General features: G+C 33.7%; 17 protein-coding genes and 1 pseudogene. 6 read left to right on the forward strand and 12 right to left on the reverse strand.

From position 1 onward, the window contains the following. Positions 1–66: 66 nt before the first annotated feature. From ACEN2I_RS11155 to ACEN2I_RS11165, 3 genes are all read right to left on the reverse strand, one after another. Entirely contained in the window at positions 67–525 is a 459-nt protein-coding gene (locus ACEN2I_RS11155; RefSeq protein ID WP_441766181.1) for a ferritin-like domain-containing protein, read from the reverse strand. A gap of 343 nt (positions 526–868) precedes the next feature. Continuing rightward, on the reverse strand, positions 869–2059 hold the full coding sequence (locus ACEN2I_RS11160) for a pyridoxal phosphate-dependent aminotransferase (protein WP_441766182.1): 1191 nt from the start codon (positions 2057–2059) through the stop codon (positions 869–871). 66 nt (positions 2060–2125) lie between these two features. Further along, positions 2126–3220: a fatty acid desaturase family protein gene (locus ACEN2I_RS11165; protein WP_441766183.1), complete on the reverse strand. Its 1095-nt coding sequence runs from the start codon at positions 3218–3220 to the stop codon at positions 2126–2128. Between the two features lie 107 nt (positions 3221–3327). On the opposite strand from ACEN2I_RS11165, the gene rsmG reads away from it, so the two are divergent. Continuing rightward, positions 3328–3957, forward strand: coding sequence for a 16S rRNA (guanine(527)-N(7))-methyltransferase RsmG (gene rsmG / locus ACEN2I_RS11170; protein ID WP_441766184.1), 630 nt, complete (start codon positions 3328–3330; stop codon positions 3955–3957). Between the two features lie 120 nt (positions 3958–4077). Here the strand turns inward: rsmG and pruA are convergent, their stop codons facing one another. Continuing rightward, a complete protein-coding gene (gene pruA / locus ACEN2I_RS11175) occupies positions 4078–5703 on the reverse strand; it encodes an L-glutamate gamma-semialdehyde dehydrogenase (RefSeq protein ID WP_441766185.1) in 1626 nt (541 codons plus the stop codon). Between the two features lie 177 nt (positions 5704–5880). Between pruA and ACEN2I_RS11180 the strand changes: the two genes are divergently transcribed. From ACEN2I_RS11180 to pdeM, 5 genes are all read left to right on the forward strand, one after another. Further along, complete coding sequence (locus tag ACEN2I_RS11180) at positions 5881–6936, forward strand: ligase-associated DNA damage response exonuclease (RefSeq protein ID WP_441766186.1); 1056 nt, start codon at positions 5881–5883, stop codon at positions 6934–6936. 183 nt (positions 6937–7119) lie between these two features. Further along, complete coding sequence (locus ACEN2I_RS11185; RefSeq protein WP_441766187.1) at positions 7120–8721, forward strand: ATP-dependent DNA ligase; 1602 nt, start codon at positions 7120–7122, stop codon at positions 8719–8721. A 100-nt stretch (positions 8722–8821) separates the two neighbouring features. Continuing rightward, on the forward strand, positions 8822–11281 hold the full coding sequence (locus ACEN2I_RS11190; protein ID WP_441766188.1) for a ligase-associated DNA damage response DEXH box helicase: 2460 nt from the start codon (positions 8822–8824) through the stop codon (positions 11279–11281). A gap of 178 nt (positions 11282–11459) precedes the next feature. After that, positions 11460–12518: an alpha/beta hydrolase gene (locus tag ACEN2I_RS11195; RefSeq protein WP_441766189.1), complete on the forward strand. Its 1059-nt coding sequence runs from the start codon at positions 11460–11462 to the stop codon at positions 12516–12518. A gap of 73 nt (positions 12519–12591) precedes the next feature. Beyond that, on the forward strand, positions 12592–13227 hold the full coding sequence (gene pdeM, locus ACEN2I_RS11200) for a ligase-associated DNA damage response endonuclease PdeM (RefSeq protein WP_441766190.1): 636 nt from the start codon (positions 12592–12594) through the stop codon (positions 13225–13227). Here the strand turns inward: pdeM and apaG are convergent. The 8 genes and pseudogenes from apaG to ACEN2I_RS11240 all read right to left on the reverse strand — a co-directional run bounded on the left by apaG (position 13224) and on the right by ACEN2I_RS11240 (position 21518). Then, positions 13224–13610 (reverse strand): Co2+/Mg2+ efflux protein ApaG, encoded by a 387-nt coding sequence (gene apaG / locus ACEN2I_RS11205; protein WP_008467225.1) that lies wholly within the window; start codon positions 13608–13610, stop codon positions 13224–13226. The genes pdeM and apaG overlap by 4 nt on opposite strands. Before the next feature lie 80 nt (positions 13611–13690). Next, positions 13691–14950 (reverse strand): DUF5103 domain-containing protein, encoded by a 1260-nt coding sequence (locus ACEN2I_RS11210; protein WP_441766191.1) that lies wholly within the window; start codon positions 14948–14950, stop codon positions 13691–13693. Between the two features lie 60 nt (positions 14951–15010). After that, entirely contained in the window at positions 15011–17920 is a 2910-nt protein-coding gene (locus ACEN2I_RS11215) for a DEAD/DEAH box helicase (protein ID WP_441766192.1), read from the reverse strand. 115 nt (positions 17921–18035) lie between these two features. Then, complete coding sequence (locus ACEN2I_RS11220) at positions 18036–18809, reverse strand: class I SAM-dependent methyltransferase (RefSeq protein ID WP_441766193.1); 774 nt, start codon at positions 18807–18809, stop codon at positions 18036–18038. Positions 18810–19146: 337 nt separating this feature from the next. Continuing rightward, complete coding sequence (locus tag ACEN2I_RS11225; RefSeq protein ID WP_441766202.1) at positions 19147–19212, reverse strand: hypothetical protein; 66 nt, start codon at positions 19210–19212, stop codon at positions 19147–19149. A gap of 108 nt (positions 19213–19320) precedes the next feature. Then, positions 19321–20139 (reverse strand): type I methionyl aminopeptidase, encoded by an 819-nt coding sequence (gene map / locus ACEN2I_RS11230; RefSeq protein ID WP_441766194.1) that lies wholly within the window; start codon positions 20137–20139, stop codon positions 19321–19323. A gap of 384 nt (positions 20140–20523) precedes the next feature. Next, positions 20524–20967, reverse strand: a pseudogene (locus ACEN2I_RS11235) (transposase); the annotation flags it as partial. Between the two features lie 173 nt (positions 20968–21140). Next, positions 21141–21518 carry a hypothetical protein gene (locus tag ACEN2I_RS11240; RefSeq protein WP_441766195.1) on the reverse strand — a complete coding sequence of 126 codons (378 nt, stop codon included), beginning with the start codon at positions 21516–21518 and terminating at the stop codon, positions 21141–21143. Positions 21519–21545: the final 27 nt, after the last annotated feature.

The raw sequence follows: 21545 nt of genomic DNA on the forward strand, positions 1-21545 counted from the left end.
AAAACAAAAAAACTACCCAGTTGAATAACCAGGTAGTTTCCTCCTCAAAAAATAGTGCCTCAGATATTAAGACAATTTTTTCGCTTTAATCAGCGTCAATGTATTTTGGATGCTGTTTAATTGTTTTGAAATAATTGCAATTTGATTTGAATCCAATTCTTCTTTTTCCAAAGCTGATTTGTATTTTTCAATCGCTGCTTCTTCACCAGTAATACAAGCATTGATAATTGATTCTGTATCACCACCTGTAAATGATGATTTAATGTCAATCCAAGTGCGGTGAATGGCTCCTAATGCTCCACCTCCTGAAGTATCTGTTGATTTTCCTAATCTGTTTATTTCGTCTTGTAACTCTACAATAAACAAAGCTCTTTCTCTCGCGTATTCAAGAAAATCAGTTTTTATAGCTGCATTTTCAACATGTTCTGCCGCATTAGTATATCCTAGTTTTCCGTCTTCCAGGATTGATATTAATCCTTCTAATGTGCTAACGGTTTCTTTGGTGTTTTCATCTGTATGTATCATGATTTTAAATTTTAATTAATGTATAATACAAAGTTGGGAATTTTGTAAGCCTTATGTCTTACAGAATTATAAGAGTGTTTTATAAAATTGTGGAATGGGAATTTTGAAAGTAAAGACAAAACATGCAGGGCCAAATAATTTTCTTTTAAAATCAAAAATGAGTAGTTTCCCTTTTGGGTCAGGGATAGGAGCGGTATCCTTTTTATTCAGAGAAAAGAAATAAAAAGATATAGCGGATAGCACGGCCGGAGGCAATCCAAAAATACTGCACAAAAAAACAGCTCAAAGTATAAAGTGATGAAACTTTAAACCTTAAGCCGTTTTAAGTAAAATGATTATTTTGTTATACAGTCAAAGCCTCTTTGATTCTTTTTAAAGCTTCTTTTAAAATATCGTTGCTTGTTGCGTAAGAGAAACGAATACAATTTGGATTTCCAAAAGCATCTCCTGTTACGGTTGCTACGTTCGCCTCTGCCAAAAGATACATTGAAACATCGTTTGCATCTTTTATTTCAGTTCCTCTTAATGTTTTTCCGAAGAAAGAAGATACGTCTGGGAAAACGTAAAATGCTCCTTCGGGAACGTTGATTTTTACGCCTGGAATTTCTTTCAATAATCCAACGACTAAATCTCTGCGACCATGAAAAGCCTGAACCATATGGCTTAACACGCTTGGGTCAGCATCAACAGCAGTAATAGTAGCGCGTTGCGCCACAGAATTTGCTCCTGAAGTTACTTGTCCCTGAATTTTTGTACACGCTTTTGCGATAAATTCTGGTGCTCCAATATAACCAATTCTGTACCCTGTCATGGCAAATGCTTTTGCTACTCCGTTTACAGTGATTGTTTTTTCTAACATTCCCGGGATTGAACCGATACTGCAGAAAGTTCCTGAGAAATTGATATGCTCATAAATTTCGTCTGCAACTACATAAATATTTGGGTATTTTTCCAATACTTTTGCCAGTGCAGTCAATTCTTCTCTGCTGTAAACAGATCCAGATGGATTACAAGGAGATGAAAACCACATCATTTTTGTTTTTGGCGTGATGGCAGCTTCTAATTGAGCAGGTGTAATTTTAAAATCAGTATCAACAGATGTTGGAACCTCTACAGGAACTCCGCCTGAAAGTTTTACGATTTCGAAGTAAGAAACCCAGTAAGGTGCTGGTAAAATAACCTCGTCTCCATCGTTAAGCATTACTTGTGCGATGTTGTATAAGGATTGTTTTGCTCCTGTAGAGACTACAATTTGAGATGGTTTGTAATCTAATCCGTTGTCTCTTGTGAATTTTCTTGAAATAGCTTCTCTTAATTCTAAATATCCTTCTACCGGAGAATAAGTACTATAATTTTCGTCAACTGCTTTCTTAACAGCTTCCTTGATGAAATCGGGTGTATTAAAGTCAGGTTCACCTAAACTTAAACTGATAATGTCTTTTCCTTGTGCTTTTAGTTCACGTGCTAATGCAGCCATCGCTAATGTTTGCGAAGTTGCTAAATTGTTAATTCTGTCTGAAAGAATATGGTTCATTATAAAAAATTTAATTGCTCTTAATTTGCTGTGTACTAAGAGAGGTTAATTGTTAATAGATTTTAGTTATGCGAATTCAGGTTTTGCTCCCAGGTCTTTTAAGTGTTTGTAATGTGCCCAAACAGCGCCTCTCATGGTTTTGAATTCATAGTAAGGTAAGTTGCATTCTTTGGCAGTTTGCTTTACGATTTCGGCGATTTTTCCATAATGGACATGGCTGATATTTGGAAAAATATGATGTTCAATCTGATGATTTAATCCACCGGTAAACCAATTTACAATTTTGTTTTTAGGAGCAAAGTTAGCTGTGGTATATAATTGGTGAATTGCCCAGGTGTTTTCGATTTCTCCTTCTTCATTCGGAACCGGATTTGAAGTTTCCTCAACAACGTGTGCTAACTGAAAAACGATACTCAAAATTAATCCTGCTGTGTAATGCATTACAAAAAATCCAATCACAACTTTCCACCATGTTACGCCCAAAAGCATTGGTAAAACCATCCAGATTAAAACGTAAATTATTTTTGTGATAACTAAAACTGTCCATAATTTAGTCGGACTTTGCGGAGCTCCGTAGGATAATTTTCTTTTCAGATAATCTTTCATTTGCTTAAAATCGGTTGTTAAAGCCCAGTTGAAAGTCAATAATCCGTATAAAAAGAAAGAATAATAATGTTGAAATTTATGAAAACGATGCCATTCTGCATTTTGTGTAAAACGAATAATTCTTCCGGCATCCAAATCTTCATCATGACCATGAATATTGGTATAAGTATGATGCAAGACATTATGCTGAACCTGCCAGTTATGAACGTTTCCAGCCAGAACATAAATGCTTCCTCCCATAATTTTGTTAATCCATGATTTTGAAGAATAAGATCCATGATTTCCATCATGCATCACATTCATTCCAATTCCTGCCATAGCAATTCCCATGATGATATTTAATAGTAGTTGTGCCCAAAATGGCATATCAATTGCCAGAATCAAAAAATAAGGGGTCAGAAAAACAGAAAAAAGAATAATAGCTTTTAAATGAAGCTTCCAGTTTCCGGTTTTTTGGATATTATTCTCCTTGAAGTAATTGTTTACACGTGAGTTAAGTGTTCTGAAAAACTTCAGATTATCTTGCTTCGAAAATGTCGGTGCTGTATTATTCATATTAATTTTAAATAGTTAACAAAGGTAATTATTATAAATTTTCAATTTACAAAATTGAGTTAAATATTTCAATCGTAAAGTAGTACTTTTGTTAAAAAATTATAGCAATGGATGAGATATTGAAATATTTTCCTGATTTGACCGACATTCAAATCGAACAATTTCAAAAATTAGATTTTTTATATCACGATTGGAATGAAAAAATCAATGTTATTTCAAGAAAAGATATTGATGCTTTATATACAAAACATATTTTGCACTCTTTAGGGATTGCAAAAATAATGAAATTCGAACCAGGAGCCACAGTTTTGGATGTAGGAACAGGCGGCGGATTTCCTGGAATTCCGTTGGCGATTCTTTTTCCTGAAACGCGTTTTTATTTAATTGATGTTATTGCCAAGAAAATAAAGGTAGTTCAGGGTGTTATAGATGCTTTAGAATTAAAAAATGTAAAAGCTGAACAAAAACGTGCTGAACTGGTAAAAGGGGATTTCGATTTTATCGTAAGCCGTGCCGTAACTAACATGCCTGATTTTGTTTCATGGATAAAAGATAAAATCAAAAAGCAGCACAAGCACACTTTGAAAAATGGCATTCTATATTTGAAGGGTGGTGACCTAACTGAGGAATTAGCAGCTTTTCCAAAAGCAACATTATATGACTTATCAACTATTTTTGAAGATGAGTTTTTTGAAACCAAAAAAGTGGTGCATTTGCCGTTGAAGTTTCAGGCTTAGAGAAAATAGTCTTAAAGTTGAAAGTCATAAGTCAAAAGTAAAGGCCGAATCTTAAATTTCAAGATTCGGCCTTTTTTATATTGACAAAGCCTTAAAGACTTTTGATATTTGATTTTGTGACTATCCCAAAAAAGGATATCTGTAATCCTCAGGCGTTACAAAAGTTTCTTTGATTGTCCTAGGAGAAGCCCAACGCAATAAGTTCAAGGCAGAACCTGCTTTATCGTTCGTTCCTGAAGCTCTTGCTCCACCAAAAGGCTGCATTCCTACAACTGCCCCAGTTGGTTTGTCGTTGATATAGAAGTTACCGGCAGCATTTTGTAATTTCGTAGTAGCAACTTCAATAGCATAACGATCTTGACTAAAAACGGCTCCTGTCAAAGCATACTCAGAAGTAGTATCAACTAATTCAAGAGTTTCTTCCCATTTCGCATCTTCGTAAATATAAATAGTAATTACGGGTCCGAATAATTCGGTTTCCATTGTAGTATATTTTGGGTTAGTCGTTACAATAACGGTTGGCTCAATAAAATATCCAACTGATTTGTCGTAATTTCCTCCAACAATAATTTCAGCATCAGCATCTTTTTTAGCCTGATCGATAAAACCAGCTAATTTATCAAAAGAACCTTCGTGAATAACGGCTGTAATAAAATTTCCAAAATCTTCCGGAGAACCCATTTTCATAGTTTTTACATCAGCAATCAATTGTTCTTTTACAGCAGGCCATAAACTTTGCGGAATATAAGCTCTTGAAGCTGCAGAACATTTTTGCCCCTGAAACTCAAATGCACCCCGAGTAATTCCTGTAGTCACTTGTTTTACGTTAGCGCTTGGGTGTGCAATGATAAAATCTTTACCACCAGTTTCACCAACGATTCTTGGATACGTTTTGTAGTTGTGGATGTTTGCACCAATTTTAGCCCAGATATCTTTGAATACATGAGTTGATCCTGTAAAGTGAACTCCGGCAAAATCACGGCTTGCCAAAACAGTATCCGTAATCATTAAAGCGTCTCCAAAAACAACGTTGATAACGCCATCAGGAACTCCTGCTTCTTTAAAAACATCCAAAATAATTTTTGTAGAAAATACCTGACTGTCACTTGGTTTCCAAACCACAACGTTACCCATCATCGCAGCACTTGCAGGAAGATTGGCAGCGATAGCAGTAAAGTTAAAAGGAGTAATAGCGTAAACAAATCCTTCAAGAGGTCTGTATTCTAAACGATTCCATGTAGTAGAATCAGATTTTGGCTGATCTCCGTAAATTTGAGTCATGAATTCTACGTTGTAACGTAAAAAGTCAATCAATTCACAAGAAGCATCAATTTCTGCCTGATGAATATTTTTAGACTGACCAATCATTGTAGCTGCGTTGATACGCGCTCTGTAAGGACCTGCAATAAGTTCAGCCGCTTTTAAGAAAATAGCGGCACGTTGTTCCCATGCCATATTTGCCCATGCCTTTCTTGATTCAAGCGCATTGGCAATCGCTTTTTCGATATGTTGTTTTTCAGCCAAATGATATTTTCCAACAACGTGCTGGTGATCATGAGGAGCTGTAATATTTCTTGTATTTCCGGTTCTGATTTCTTCGGTTCCAATATGCAAAGGAACGTCGATTTGAGAATTCCACATTGTGGTGTAAGCTGCCTGAACTGCTGCTCTTTCCGGTGAGTTTGGTGCGTACCCTTTTACCGGCTCATTGACCGCTTTGGGTACATTAAAAAATCCTTTTAACATGGGATGAGATATTTTAAAATTACGAATTGTTTAATTTTATGCAAAAGTACAAAGGTAATTTTGATTATATCACAATACAATATTAAAATGTTGTAATTAAATAAACTAATAACGTCAATCTGTAAAATATCTGTTACCATAAATGTTTAAATTTGAGATACTTCAATTATTAATACTATGAAAATTCCGCTTTTAGCTTTTAATGATAAAGGAATTTATTGTCAACAGGCCGATGTATATCTTGATCCCTGGCGACCTGTAAAAAATGCAATTATTACGCACGGTCACGCCGATCATTCCCGTTGGGGACATGAAAATTATATTACACATCATAGCAATATTCCAATCATTCGTCATCGTTTGGGAGAAATAAATGTAACCGGAAAAGAGTGGGGAGAAACCTTTGTAATCAATAATGTAAAATTCTCTTTACATCCCGCCGGACACATTATAGGAAGTTCACAAATTCGTGTTGAGCACAAAGGCGAGGTGTGGGTTTTTACCGGAGATTATAAAACCGAAGATGATGGGATTTCGACTCCGTATGAAGTCATAAAATGCGATACCTTTATTACCGAATGTACTTTTGGTCTGCCAGCATTTAACTGGACACCACAAGCCGAAGTTATTTCAGAAATCAATAATTGGTGGGCAGAAAACAAAGCCGAAGGAAAAACGTCTATTCTATTTGGATATTCATTAGGAAAAGCACAACGACTTTTAAAATACCTCAATACTGATATCGGAACCATTTATACACACGGCGCAATTGAAAACATGACGAATGTTTTACGTTCGATGGTTGATTTCCCACCAACAACATTAGTAACCCGTGAAACCAAAAAAGAAGATTTGTTAGGCAATATAGTGCTCGCACCTCCAAGTGCGCACGGAAGTATATGGATTAGAAAAATGACTCCTTTCGTAACCGGTTCAGCAAGTGGCTGGATGGCTTTTCGCGGAGCAAGACGAAGACGTGCCATTGATAAAGGTTTTGTCTTAAGTGACCACTGTGACTGGTATTCGCTTTTGGATAGCATTAAAGCAACAGGTGCAGAAAAAGTAATCTGTACACACGGTTACACCGATATTTTCTCCAAATATTTAAGAGAATTAGGTTATGACGCCAGAACCGAAAAAACACAATACGAAGGAGAAGCTGCCGAAATGGAAAAAGAGGATAAAGAAGCTGAAATAGACCAAAATAAAACTTCGGTTATTTCTGAAAATTAATTATGGAAAAAATATAATACATAGTAACATAGTTTTTCTTTGTGATTAAAGGCATTTCATTTTTTTAACAAAGATAGCTATGTGTGAAAATCTAGATTTTTTAAAAAATCTTCTTTTTCAATTTTAAACCGATGAAAGAATGTGTTTAAAATGTGCATAAAGAATTCAAAATTGTAGATGTAAATGAAGAATTTCGCTCAACTTATAAAAACCCTCGACAGTTCGAATAAAACGAATGTAAAAGTCGATGCACTGACGACGTATTTTAAAAATGCATCTCCTGAAGATAAAGTATGGACGATTGCGATTTTGTCACATCGTCGTCCGCCCAGACCGGTTAATACCACTTTATTGCGCATTTGGGCAAATGAATTGGCTAATATCCCACTATGGCTTTTTGAAGAAAGTTATCATATTGTGGGTGATTTGGCAGAAACAATTGCGCTGATAATTCCAACTACAAAAGAACATTCCGATAAAAGTTTAACGGAATATCTTCATGAAATCATTGCCTTAAAAAAGAAATCAGATCCGGAGAAAAAAGAATATTTACATGAAAACTGGCTGGCGCTGAATTATTACGAACGTTTTGTTTTTACCAAATTAATCACGGGAAGTTTGCGAATAGGTGTAAGCCAAAAATTAATGACGCGTGCTTTATCAAAAGCAGAAAATGTTGAAGAAGATGCTTTGGCGTATAAATTAATGGGGAATTGGGATCCGAATACCATCACGTTTCAGGAATTGATTCTGGATGAGAAGAGCAGCGATTATTTGTCAAAACCCTATCCGTTTTATTTGGCTTATCCTATTGAAGGCGAAGTTGATAATTTGGGAAATCCCGAAGATTGGTCGGTTGAACATAAATGGGACGGAATTCGGTCGCAAACTATCATCCGTGAAAACGAAATTTATGTCTGGTCAAGAGGCGAGGAGTTAGTAACCGATAAATATCCGGAGTTTAAAGCCTTTGTTGGAATAATACCAAACGGAACTGTAATCGATGCCGAAATTTTAGCTTTTCCCGAAGAAGATATTGGAACTTTTAATGATTTGCAGACCCGAATTGGACGCAAAACAATATCAGCAAGTTTACTAGAGAAAGTTCCTGTAATTCTAAAAGCCTATGATATTCTCGAATGGGAAGCTCAGGATATCCGGAATTTACCGTATTCGGAAAGAAGATTTATATTAGAACAATTATACGATTATATAAAAGATAAAACTAAAAATTTTAAATTATCAGAAAGAGTTTTACTTCATTCCTGGGATGATGTTGCCGCAGAAAGGATGCGTGCCCGCGAGATGAAAAGCGAAGGTTTAATGATAAAACGCAACGATTCAACGTATCAGGTCGGCAGAAAAAAGGGCGACTGGTGGAAATGGAAAATAGAACCTTTAGTAATAGATGCCGTATTAACCTATGCAATGCGTGGTCACGGGCATCGATCCAATTTATTTACCGATTATACTTTTGCACTTTGGCAAACCAATGATAATGGAGAAAAAGAGTTGGTCACTTTTGCAAAAGCCTATTCCGGTTTAACCGATGCTGAATTTAGAAAAGTAGATGACTTTATAAAGAAAAATACATTGGAGCGATTTGGCCCGGTTCGAAGTGTTACACCACAATTGGTTTTCGAAATTGGTTTTGAAGGAATCGCCCTTTCTAAAAGACATAAGAGCGGTTTTGCCACAAGGTTTCCCAGAATTTTAAGATGGCGACAGGATAAAAAAATAGATGAGGCTAATTCTATTGAAGATTTAAAAAGCATGATTTCGTAAAAGTTCAAAGGGACAAAGTAACAGAGTTTCAAAGAAAAAAACTTTAGGAACAGCTAAACTTTGTCCCTCTGAGCCTTTGCAACTTTGAACCTTAAAAAAAATGAACAGAGATAAACTATATATTATTTCAGAAAACTGGTTTCGGGATCAGGGTTGGAAATCTTTTCCGTTCCAAACCCAAACCTGGACAGCATTTCTGCAAGGCAAAAATGGCTTATTAAACGCACCAACCGGCAGCGGAAAAACTTATGCGTTATGGTTTCCAATAGTTCTTGATTACATAAATAAAAATCCTGACTTTAAAACTAAACATAAATCCGGATTAAAAGCAATTTGGATTACGCCTTTGCGTGCGCTATCTGTAGAAATAAAACAAGCTGCTGAACGAATTATTACCGATTTAGATTTGCCATTGACTGTTGGAATTCGTTCCGGAGATACTTCACAAAGCGAAAGAACGAAGCAAAGCAAAAAAATGCCGGATTTACTGATCACAACTCCTGAAAGTTTGCAATTGCTTTTAGCATCAAAAGAATTTTCCAAAACCTTTGCCAATTGCTCTGCCATTGTGGTTGATGAATGGCATGAACTATTAGGGACAAAACGTGGCGTTCAGATGGAATTGGCTTTGTCAAGATTAAAAACAGTGGCACCCAAAATGAAGATTTGGGGAATTTCAGCTACCATTGGAAATCTTGAACTGGCACAACAAGTTTTGTTAGGATTGAATTCAAAGGCATTTGAAAAATCTGTTTTGATAAAAGCACACATCAACAAAAAAATAAAAATTGAATCCATTCTGCCTGAAAAAATGGAAACTTATCCGTGGCGGGGCCACATGGGTTTGCATTTGATTGATGAGGTTGCAAAAATTATTAGAAAAAGTAAGACGACATTAATTTTTACTAATGTTCGATCTGCTTGCGAAATTTGGTTTCAGACCCTCTTAGAAAAATATCCGGAGTTTGCCGGAGATATGGCAATGCACCACGGCAGCATAAGTAGGGAAACCCGTTTATGGGTTGAAAATGCCATTAGAGATGAACAATTAAAAGTCGTGGTTTGTACCTCTAGTTTAGATCTTGGTGTTGATTTTGCGCCTGTTGAAACCATTATCCAGGTTGGAGGGCCAAAAGGCGTCGCGCGTTTTTTGCAAAGAGCCGGAAGAAGCGGTCATCAGCCCGGAAAAGAAAGTGTTATTTATTTTTTGGCGACACATGCCATGGAATTGATAGAAGCTTCTGCTCTAAAAAAAGCAGTTGCTAAAACCGTTGTTGAAGATCGAATGCCGTATTTGAACAGTTGGGATGTTTTGGTGCAATATCTCAATACCTTAGCGGTTTCTGACGGATTTTTTCCCGATACAATTTTTGAAGAAGTCAGACAAACATTCTGCTTTCAGAATATTACAAAAGAAAACTGGAATTGGGTTTTGAATTTTATCACAAACGGGAGCCAGAGTTTACAAGCGTATGACGAATTTAAAAAAGTAGAAATTGAAGAAGATGGACGTTTTAAAATCAATAGTCGATTGATTGCAATGCATCACAGAATGCAGATTGGAACAATTGTTGGCGATACTGCTTTGAACGTTAAATATTTAAGTGGCAGTTATATTGGTTCTATTGAGGAATGGTTTGCATCAAAATTGCAGCCTGGTGATGTTTTTACATTTGCCGGAAAAAGGCTGGAATTGTTTCGTGTCAAGAATATGCAGGTTTTAGTTCGAAAAGCAGATCCGAAAAAAGCTTCTCGGGTAGTTAGCTGGATGGGCGGCCGTATGACATTATCTGCGCAAATGAGTGAATTATTGAGAGAGGAATTATATGCCGCAAATACAGAAAATTTAACGCCCGAATTAAAAGCCTTACGTCCACTTTTTGAAAGACAACGTAAGGAAAGTATCGTGCCCAATAGTGATGAATTTTTAATTGAGACCTTTAAAACAAGAGAAGGTTTTCACGCAATTTTTTATCCTTTTGAAGGTCGTTATGTCCACGAAGCGTTGGCAAGTTTAATTTCGTATCGGATTAGTTTGCTATCACCAATTACGTTTTCTCTTGCCTATAATGATTACGGATTCGAGTTATTATCTGATCAGGAAATTGACATGCAGGACATTTTTGATAATAATTTATTTTCAACTGAATATGTGCACCATGATTTACAGAAAAGTCTTAATTCTACAGAAATGGCACGAAGAAAATTCAGGGATATTGCCGTTATTGCAGGATTAGTTTTTACTGGAATGCCTGGAAAACCCATTAAAACAAGACATTTGCAAAGCGGATCACAATTGCTTTTTGAAGTTTTTCGTGATCATGAACCTGATAATTTATTACTGCAGCAGGCGTTTATAGAAACATTTGAACACCAGTTAGAAGAAGGGCGATTGATTCAGGCGATGGAAAGAATCAATAGTCAGAATGTCGTTTGGAAACAATGCAAAAAGCCTACTCCATTTAGTTTTCCAATAATTACAGACCGACTTAGAGAAAAATTATCCAGCGAAACTTTAGAAGAAAGAATCAAAAAAATGACAGCCAGTTACATGAAATAATTTTAGAGATTTTTAAGATTACTGTTTTTAATTTTATGGATCTTGTTGAAAGTAATAATTGCTGATATTTTTGCAATATTGGTAATTGTAAAATTTAAAAATGAAATTTTGTATTTCATTAAAAATTAAACCATTTTATGTATTCTTAGTCTTACCAGAGTAATCTTAAAATATAAATATGAAACCACATTTACTATTTATTCTTATGTCACTTTTTATTGTTAGTTCCTGTTCAAAAAATGATGATCAAAATGGATCAGACCAAGATTCAGAGTATGTTAATGATAATTTAGCAGGGCCAATATCAAGGCCAAAAACAGGATATGGTTCTGATGGGAATTATAGTGTTGCCAAAATTACTTTTCCGAGCCCTTTGTATAATGGAAAAAATGTTGAAATATTTTATCCAAAGGGAATAACTTCTGCAATGCCCACTATATTTTATTCACATCCGTTTGGAGGAGAAGAGAGTGCCTACAATATAGGGTTGTATGAATTTATAGCGAAAAAAGGCTATGTCGTGGTTTTTGCACCTTATCCAACCATAGATGTTACTGTTGATGAAAGATACAACACATTATGGCAGAGTTTTAAAAAGGCTGTTACAGATTATCCAAATATAATTGACACAAAAAAAGTTGGTTTTATGGGACATTCTTTTGGAGGGGGAGCTTCATTTGCTTTGGCTCACAAAGCATTTTTAGATGAAGGCTGGGGAGAAAATGGTCGTTTTATTTTTACAATGGCTCAATGGTATTCGTATCAAATTTCGCAAGATGAATTACAAGATTTTCCTGCGAATACTAAATTAATAAGCGAGGTTTATGATGATGACGTTGTGAACGATCACAGATTGGCAATTGATATGTTTAAAAATATAAATATTTCGAATTCTGAAAAGGATTTTATTTTGATTAAGAAATCAGTTTTACCAACTTTTACTTATACTGCCGAGCACGATCTTCCGAATACTCAAAGCTCGTACGATGCTTATGACTATTACGGGATTTACAGATTACTTGACGCAATGATAGACTACAGTTTTAATGGAAACGTCGCTGCTAAAAATATTGCACTTGGAAATGGCTCAAAAGAACAAATAACAATGCCGAGTTTTAATGGACAAGCCTTAGAACCATTAATAGTTACAGATGATCCTTCACCCTTATATCCTCAAAGTAAATATTCTTTCCGATGCGCATCAATTAATAATCCAAGAATTGCTAATTGTAATTAGTATTTTTACTTTAAAAAGTCTCCAATTCTTATGAATTGAAGGTTTATTATTTTCTTTTTATCGGACAACAATAATGAATATTATAATAAATAATCAGGATTTCATTCTACATCAGTCTGGTGCTGTTTTTTGGGAGAAAAAAAAGATGCTTTTGATTTCTGATGTTCATTTGGGAAAAGTGACCCATTTTAGAAAACACGGTATTGGAATTCCAAAAGATGCCATTTTTGAAAACTTTAATCGTTTAAAAACTGTTTTTGAATTGTTTGATTCGGAAACAGTTGTTTTTTTGGGAGATTTATTTCACAGTAAAATCAATACTGAATGGGGGCTTTTTGTGAATTGGATAAAAGAGAATCCGCAGAAAATAATTTTAGTAGAAGGCAATCATGATATTATCGATAAACAAAATTATGCTAAATTGAATATTGAAATTTATAATGAATTAGAAATAGACAATTTTCTATTAACACATCATCCAATAGAAAAAGAAGGTTTTTTCAATTTTTGCGGGCACATTCATCCTGCAATAAAATTAAAAGGACTGGCAAGACAATTTTTAGTTTTACCTTGCTTTTTTCTGAAACCAAATCAATTAATTTTTCCGGCTTTTGGAGAATTTACAGGGAATTCATATCTAACTCCATCAGAAAATGACAAAGTTTACGCTATTACAAAAGAAGGAATAATTGAAGTTGCAATAAATTAATTTAATGCAAAAGGAGCACACATTCTAAAAGTAGGAACAATTACTTTGAATGTTTTTGTAGTAGTAAAATTAATCATATTAAAATGACCTTTCATTGCTCCATAAGGAGACGAAAGCAAACAACCAGAACTGTACGTGTGATTTTCTCCTGGTTTTAAAACAGGTTTTTTTCCGATAACGCCTTCTCCATCAACCACTTCTAAGTCGTTTAAGGAGTCAAAAATTTCCCAGTGACGAGATGTTAATTGAACGGAATCCTTACTGTGATTTTCGATTGTAACGACATAACTAAAGGCAAAATGAATCTTGTAGTTTTTGAAGTAAGTACCTTCAAAACTAGTCAAAACAGATATTTTTATGCCTCTTGTTATCTGAGAAACCATACTAAAGTAGTATATATGTGTGTGTTATAAGTGCAAATTTACAAAAAAAAATGATTCGATTGAAAACCTTTTTAGAATGTTTAGTTAATAATATTCAATGAGTTCGCATTTCCTTTTCCGATAACTCTTTCGTAACGGTCAGTACTTTCTCGATAATAAACTAAAATGGTATATTCATTTTCTGTTTGATAAAAATTTCCGTCGATAGCATTTTCATAATCAATAACGCCATTTTTATCTGCAATGGTGTACTGGAAATTCGTAAATCCCTGTTTGATCATAACTGCTTTTTCATAAATTCCTTTTTCTACATTATAATCCATTTTATATTCTGGCGACAAGCTGTAATTATTGAACATTCCGGTAATATAAATGTCTTTGTTTAATCTGAAAGCGGGAGCTGAAAGGCTAAAATAAACCCAGGCATAATCGGCTTCAATTTCATTGTTCGAAGCGTTGATGTTTTTAACTACAAAATTTCCGTTTACATCTTCAAATACCGTATAAATCTGATTGCCTCTTGCAGGACTGGTATATAAAAACGAATTGTAAATATCATTATTAGCTCCTACTTTGGCAATATAATTATTGGCGGCTCTAATGTCTTTATTTTCAAAATATAAAAATTCATTTCCGGCCCAAAATTGTGTTTCAGCATCATATTTGTAAACCAATTGATTACCTAGCGTGTATTGTGGAGGAACATTTTTGATACTTGTATTAAAATTTCCATTTTGAATCAACAGAATTTTTACATTTTTTAATGGAGTCTGAAAAGTAATATCATTTGAAACTATTGCAATATCCAGATTCTGTTTGTAATCAATATTACTTAAGTTTCTGCTTCGTTTTACCTGAGCTGCTACCGTAGAATGGTTTTCAAATAAAATGAATTTTCGGGAAAAAACGATCTCTCTGTCCTCATTTAAAATTTTCAAAATATAATTTCCGGAAATTCGTATTTGGGTAGCGAACTGGTTCGGAAAAGAAAGTCGATAATGCGAATAATTCTGAAGTGTATTAAAGGAATTGGAATAATCCATAATTCTTTGATTATCAAAACCACGAATGTAATCTGTTTTTGGAATATCAGAAGGTTTCCAATTGTAATCGCAATGTATGATTTCAAAATAATAATTGGCTTCATTGCTATATAAATCGTCAAACTGTAATTCAAATGTCGATCCCAATTCAAATATCGGGACTACATTACTGCCATTTTGAACAAATGAAACCGTTTTGATATTATATGGAGGAACGATTTCATTTTGTACTTCCTGCGCTGTCGCCGAAGTAAAAATGAAAAGTAAAAGTAGGTTTTGAAATAAAAATTTTAACATCTTAGTACGTTGTAAGATTGTAAATATAACAATTTAGATAACGAAAAATAAGACAATTTATTAAGAACCCAAAATGTATTCCAGATTGACTTCGATTTCGTCGCTAACAAAACTTTCTTCTAAAAGGGAATCAGATAACAATTTTTTGTTTTCCTGCAGTTTGATTATTTTTTCTTCTACTGTATTTTTCGAAATAAACCTGATAACATTTACTTTATTTAATTGTCCAATTCTGTGCGCTCTTCCAACTCCTTGTTTTTCAGCAAAAGGATTCCACCAAGGATCTAAAAATAACACATAAGAAGCTTTCGTAATATTCAAGCCAACACCGCCTGCTTTTAGCGAAATAAAAAACAACAAAGGTTCGTCGTTTTCCTGAAACAGTTTTACTTGCTGTTCTCTTTTTCCGGCAGGAGTTTCGCCTGTAATTTCACAAAATTGTATTTTGTTTTCCTTGCACCAATTGGTGTAAAAATTCAGATTTGTAACAAACGAACTAAAAATGATTGTTTTTTGTTTCCCTTTTACTAAACTTCCGAGATAATTAGTAACCGCAATATATTTCCCGGAATCAATTTCTGATTCCTGATCGACCATTTTCGGATGGTTACTCAGTTGCCTCAACTTCATCAAAGTATTGATAATGCTAATTTTATCAGGACTAGATCCATCTGTTTTAAGTAAAAAATTACGGGCTTTTGATTTTTCTTTCTCGTATAATTTCTCCTGTTCCGGATCCATATCGCAATAGTAAATCTGTTCTGTTAATTCTGGTAAATCCTTTAAAACCTGTTCTTTGGTTCGTCGCAAAATATAAGGCTGGATGAGGTTTTTCAATTCTATTAAAACTTCTTCATTTTGCTTTTTCTCAATCGGGATTTTAAAATTTTCTGCGAAAAAATTATAAGTTCCTAAAATATCCGGATTGATAAACTGCATCTGCGACCATAAATCGTCCAGTGAATTTTCAATCGGTGTTCCGCTGAGTGCTATTTTATGTGTCGTTTTTATTTTATTAATCGCTTTAAAAATCTTAGAATTTTTGTTTTTGATGTACTGGCTTTCATCCAAAATTAAATAGCGGAAATTATATTTTTCTAAAATTGAAATATCACGATGAACGATGCTGTAACTTGTAAAAATTAAGTCGGTAGTATCTAATCTACCTGTCAATAATTTTCTGTCATTCCCCACATATTGCATTTTTGAAAAATGTGGCGTAAATTTTCCGGCCTCGTTGTACCAGTTAAAAACCAATGAAGAAGGCAAAACAATCAGCGTTTTAAGTGGTTCTCTTTCAACCGTAGTTTCATTTGAAAACAAATCAAAATTGGTCGTTTTAGTCGTGAATCCTAATTGTTCCTGCACCGCAACCAACACTGCAAGGGTTTGTAACGTTTTTCCAAGTCCCATGTCATCAGCCAGACAAGCGCCCAAATTAGAATTAAAATGTCCCAAAAGCCACTTTACACCATCAATTTGATAAGGTCTTAAAGTTGCTTTTAATAAATCTGAGCTTGTAAACTCGGCCTTGTGAATTTGATCTAATTCATTATCGATTTCTAAAATTCCGTCTAAGGCTGTAAAATTGCTTTTACGCAAAAGTAACGCACCGTTCTCTGTTTTAGCCAATTTTGCCAAAGAACCATATTTACTGAACCATTCTAAGGGAATCAAAAAATAATTTCCGTCAGGCAATTGGAAAAGTCTTTCCTTGGTTTTTATATGAGGAATAATTTCGTTGAAATTGATTTTATAATTACCAATTGTAATGATGATTTTAATGTCAAACCAATCTGCTTTTGTTTGTTTTGCAATCGAAATCGCATTACTTTCTGTAATGATTTCTTTGCTTTCCAGTTTCAGGTTTTCGATGGTAAAACCTAAACTTTCCAGTTTTTCCTTGTTATCAATAATTAATTGAATATTGATATAGGGATCATTAATTTCTAAATCTGTATCCAGCCCAAACAGCTCATTTTTGATTTTTACTAAACCAATTTCAAGTAATTTTTTTGTATATAAAATTTCAACGGCACTTCTTTTAAACTGAATGATCTTGGGTTCATTAGCAATACTGAAGTCCACAAAAGAATGTGTTTTTTTAGTTTTTCCAGCGTCAAATACATAACCGTTATAATCGAAATAAAGGTTGAGGTAATAACAGTTTTTAAAGAAATCATAAACAGGCTGTATGGTACTTGAAATTATTTGATCACGCTGTTCCATTTCAAAACCAGTGGCTTCAATATCAATTTTTTTGGCTATTTCGGGAATAAAACTTTTAAAATAACTATCAACCAATTTTGAAGGTATTTCTATTGATTTTTTCTTTAGAAAAGGGGTAAGCTTTTTAGAATTTAGCTCTCTTAATTGCCCTAATTTTTTATCGATAATTAACCAGCCTGGCTCATCAAGCAGTATATCGATAGTGCTGTTCATCGGTAAAAAAGTAGTTTTGTTCTCTCTTAAGGAAAGGGTATACGTAATGCCTTCGGAATGTTTAGTAAATTGAATTTGAGGTTCAAAATCATGGGAATCGATATTGACTCTGGATCGATAAAAGTCTTTCTCTGGCCCCAGGTTCAAAGATAAAGGAAATTGTTCCTTCACGATTAAATCGTAAAAGGAAGTTAAATTGAATTTTAAATGCTGGCGAATGGCAAATTCAATTTTAGAATCCTTCTGTAGATCAGCAATTGTTTTTGCTGATTTGATCTTTGCGCTAAATTTTTTGAAAATGAAATCGGGCTTTAAAGATTCGCAAGCGGTCAGTATTTTTTTGGTATTGGAGTCTAAATTTTCAAAAACAAGTCCAAAACTTTCAAGAACGTCTTTACTTGCTTTTTTGTTTAAGTATTTGATTTCATTTGTATTCTCAACAATGTAGGCTGTTGGGATATACGTGTTTAGATTTTTGTCAAAACTGACATCAAAACAAAATTGAAATGATTTTGAAGTTTCCAACATTAGGGCTGTGGTTTGGTTGTAATTTGGGAAGCAAACTAAAATTTAAAAAGTTTTCAAATTATCGCTGTTTGAAAACTTTTTAAAGGAACTTATATGATCAAAAAAATCTAACTGTTTAGTTTTCCTGTTTAAAACAAAGCGGAATAATTTCTCCTTTTGCCAAACAATATTTATCTACCAATTCCGGGGCAATTTTATTGGTATAATCTTCTTCGATTACAATAAAACCAATACTTCTTAATTTTTCAAAATAATCGCGGCCATAAATACGAACGTGATCATATTGTCCGAATATTTTAGCACGTTCTTTTTGATCTGTAATGGAGTCATCTGCAAAAGTAACTTCTCTTGATAAATCTTGTGGAATTTGTAAGACTGCCATTCCACCTGGTTTTAGTACACGATATAATTCCTGCATTGCTTTTGTATCATCCGGAATATGTTCTAGAACGTGATTACATAAAATAACATCATATTCGTTGTCTTTAAAAGGTAAATTACAAATATCTGCTTTTACATCTGCCAAAGGCGAAAACAAATCGGTTGTTGTATAATCAAGGTTTTTTTGCTTGCGGAATAATTTATAAAATGCTTGTTCCGGTGCAAAATGAAGTACTTTTTTCGGAGCTGTAAAAAAATCAGTCTGATCGTTTAAATACAGCCAAAGCAAACGGTGCCTCTCTAACGAAAGCGTACTTGGCGAAAGTACATTATTACGTTGTTTTCCATATCCGTAAGGTAAAAAAGACTTGAAACTTTTCCCGTCAATCGGATCCGTAAACTTATCCCCTTTTAATGAGAAAGCCAAAATGGGGCGTGCCACATAACTCAAACGAATTAATAACGGACGTGGTATTGTATTTAGTATTAGTTTGAATAGTTTTTTCACAGTTTAATAGATTTGAACATGAATTTCACAGATTAACACGGATTTACATTGTGTTGAAATTTCACGAACCTTTGATTTGGGTTAAAGTATTATTCTTTTATATTTCAGGCTGTCTTCTCCAAAATTGATTAGTAATCGTAATTTATTTTTTGATGCAGCTAATAATTTAATGTTTGTTTTATTTCACTTGTTGACAGTGCCGTAATTGCTTTTAACTCTAAAATAATTTCATTATAATAACAAAATCCGCAAAATAATAGCTGAGTAATATAATGTATTTATAAGCGATATCATATCTACATTCCCGATTATAAGGAATTTCGTTTTTTTGAAATTCCTATTCTAAAGCATCACCATAAACTTTTTCACTATGTCCTTTTCCTAATACTTTATGGACTTCCATGCAAAGCCCAATAATTTTATAAGACTCTTTTTTTAAATATAAATCATTCAAAGTATCAGTGAAATTTATTAGTAAAATTCTATTTAGGGCAAATTCGTGAAATTCGTGTTAGATAACTAAAGGCACTTTTCTAAATTCATCTTCTTCATTGCTTTCAATTCCTAATGCTTTATAGATATAATAGAAAGTCGATAAAATTTCCGGTTTTCCATCAATTAAGGCAACATCATGCTCAAAATGTGCGCTGGGTTTTCCGTCAGCTGTCAGGATTGTCCAGCCGTCTTTTAGCTGTTTGATGTTTTTTGTACCCATGTTGATCATTGGCTCAATAGCAACCACCATTCCTTCAACAAAAAGTTTTCCTCTTCCTTTTTTACCATAATTCGGCATTTCAGGAGCTTCGTGCATTTTTTGGCCTAATCCGTGCCCAACTAATTCCCGAACCACTCCGTATCCGTGAGATTCCGTATATTTCTGAATCGCATTTCCAACATCTTCCACACGATTACCGGCTTTGAATTCTTTGATTCCCACGTAAAGAGATTCTTTGGTAATCTGCAAAAGCTTTTTAGTTTCCGGTGCAACTTCTCCAATTTCAAAACTATAAGCATGATCACCGTGATATCCATTTTTGAATGCACCACAATCTACCGAAATCACATCTCCGCTTTTCAAAGGTGTATTATTCGGAATTCCGTGTACAACCTGAGCATTCGGACTCATACAAAGTGAATTTGGGAAATCATACAACCCGAGAAAACTGGGTACTGCACCATGATCACGAATAAATTCTTCGGCTAATTTGTCAAGATATAATGTGGTAACTCCTTCTTTTATTTCAGAAGCAATCATTCCTAATGTTTTCGATACGATTAAAGCACTTTCGCGCATTAACTCTATTTCCTCAAGGGTTTTTTGGATAATCATATTTTTCAGATTTTCAGTTCGCAAAAGTACGATTTTAATATTTATTTTTTTTTACTGTCATTAAAAACATAAGGAATATTTTTTTGGGACAGCTTTTACAGGTAATACTATTATTTGATACTTAGGAAGAATTATTGTTATGTATGTATTTGAATAGTATGAGTTCAAATAATTTATTTAAAGTTTGAGGAGCTATAGAAGACTTATATTAACTGTACTCTATTGTGGTTTCCTTTTAAATTGTTGTAAACGATTTTTAATCAGTAAATTAATTTGTAGTTGTAAGCTTTATCATGAGAAGATTGATGTAAATTTGACCAAATGAGTTTGTGATTTGAAATGTAATAGTAAAATATTCTGGCAGTTAAAATGAAAAAGCTATAGTTTTTTTTTCAAATTTATTTTCTCCAGCTCTTTAAAAAATTCGCTATCAAATTCAGAGTAAGCTTTAAGGCGATATTTTTGATCTCTCTTTCGCATGACTAATCTTATTTTCTGAACCATTAGCCAAATAGGTTCATAACGTTTATGTCCTAATAAATATTGGATTTTTAATATCGACATTTTTCTTTGTGATAGCGTCATTAATTCAATGCAAATCATCCAATATCTGATTGGTAAATTGGAGTTTTCCATTACAGTTCCCGATCGCAAACTTATTCGGTTACCGCATTTTTTGCATTGAAATTTTAAATCTGTTTTTCGAAATGAATGCTGATTGTCTTTGCACTTTTTACAAACCAATCCATTTTCAAGACGCTTGTTTTTGAACTCCTCTATGCAACTAGATTCATCTGGATATTTTTCAAAAAATTCCCGTAATTCCATTTTGAGCAGGTGTAATTTAAAGTGTAAATATAAATTATTAAGCAAATCAGTAAAATAAAAAAGTATAGATTTTCTTTTTATTTCATGAATGATTTGAAATTATTTATAGATATTTTTTTAATGGAATGACAAAAAAAAGAGAATAATCTAATGAAATATTCTCTTTTTTTGAATTAAAGTTTTAAAGCAATTTCTCTTTTATACTTATTTAAGATAGATTTTGTCATTCCTAAATTTGCTCTTGTAGAATCTACTGCTAAATAAATAAAATATTCTCCATTTTCAGAAACATCGAGTATGTGAATCTGAGATGATAATGTAATCATAATGTTATCAATTGATTGGTCTTTTAATCCGAGGGCACTTATAGCATTCATTTTTGCTTTTACTACTTCAAGATTAAATGCAGATGCAAGTTCAGGGTCGAAATCTGAAACCACAGATTGTGTATGGTATGAAATCCCACTTTTAATCTCTGCAACGGCAACAGCTATAAAACCAGGCACATTTTTTTGGAGATCGTCTCCGAATTGTTTTAAAAAATTAGACATACTTATTTGATTTAGGATTTAATTTAT

The sequence above is a fragment of the Flavobacterium sp. W22_SRS_FK3 genome (genome assembly GCF_052113665.1).
Classification (GTDB): Bacteria; Bacteroidota; Bacteroidia; order Flavobacteriales; family Flavobacteriaceae; genus Flavobacterium.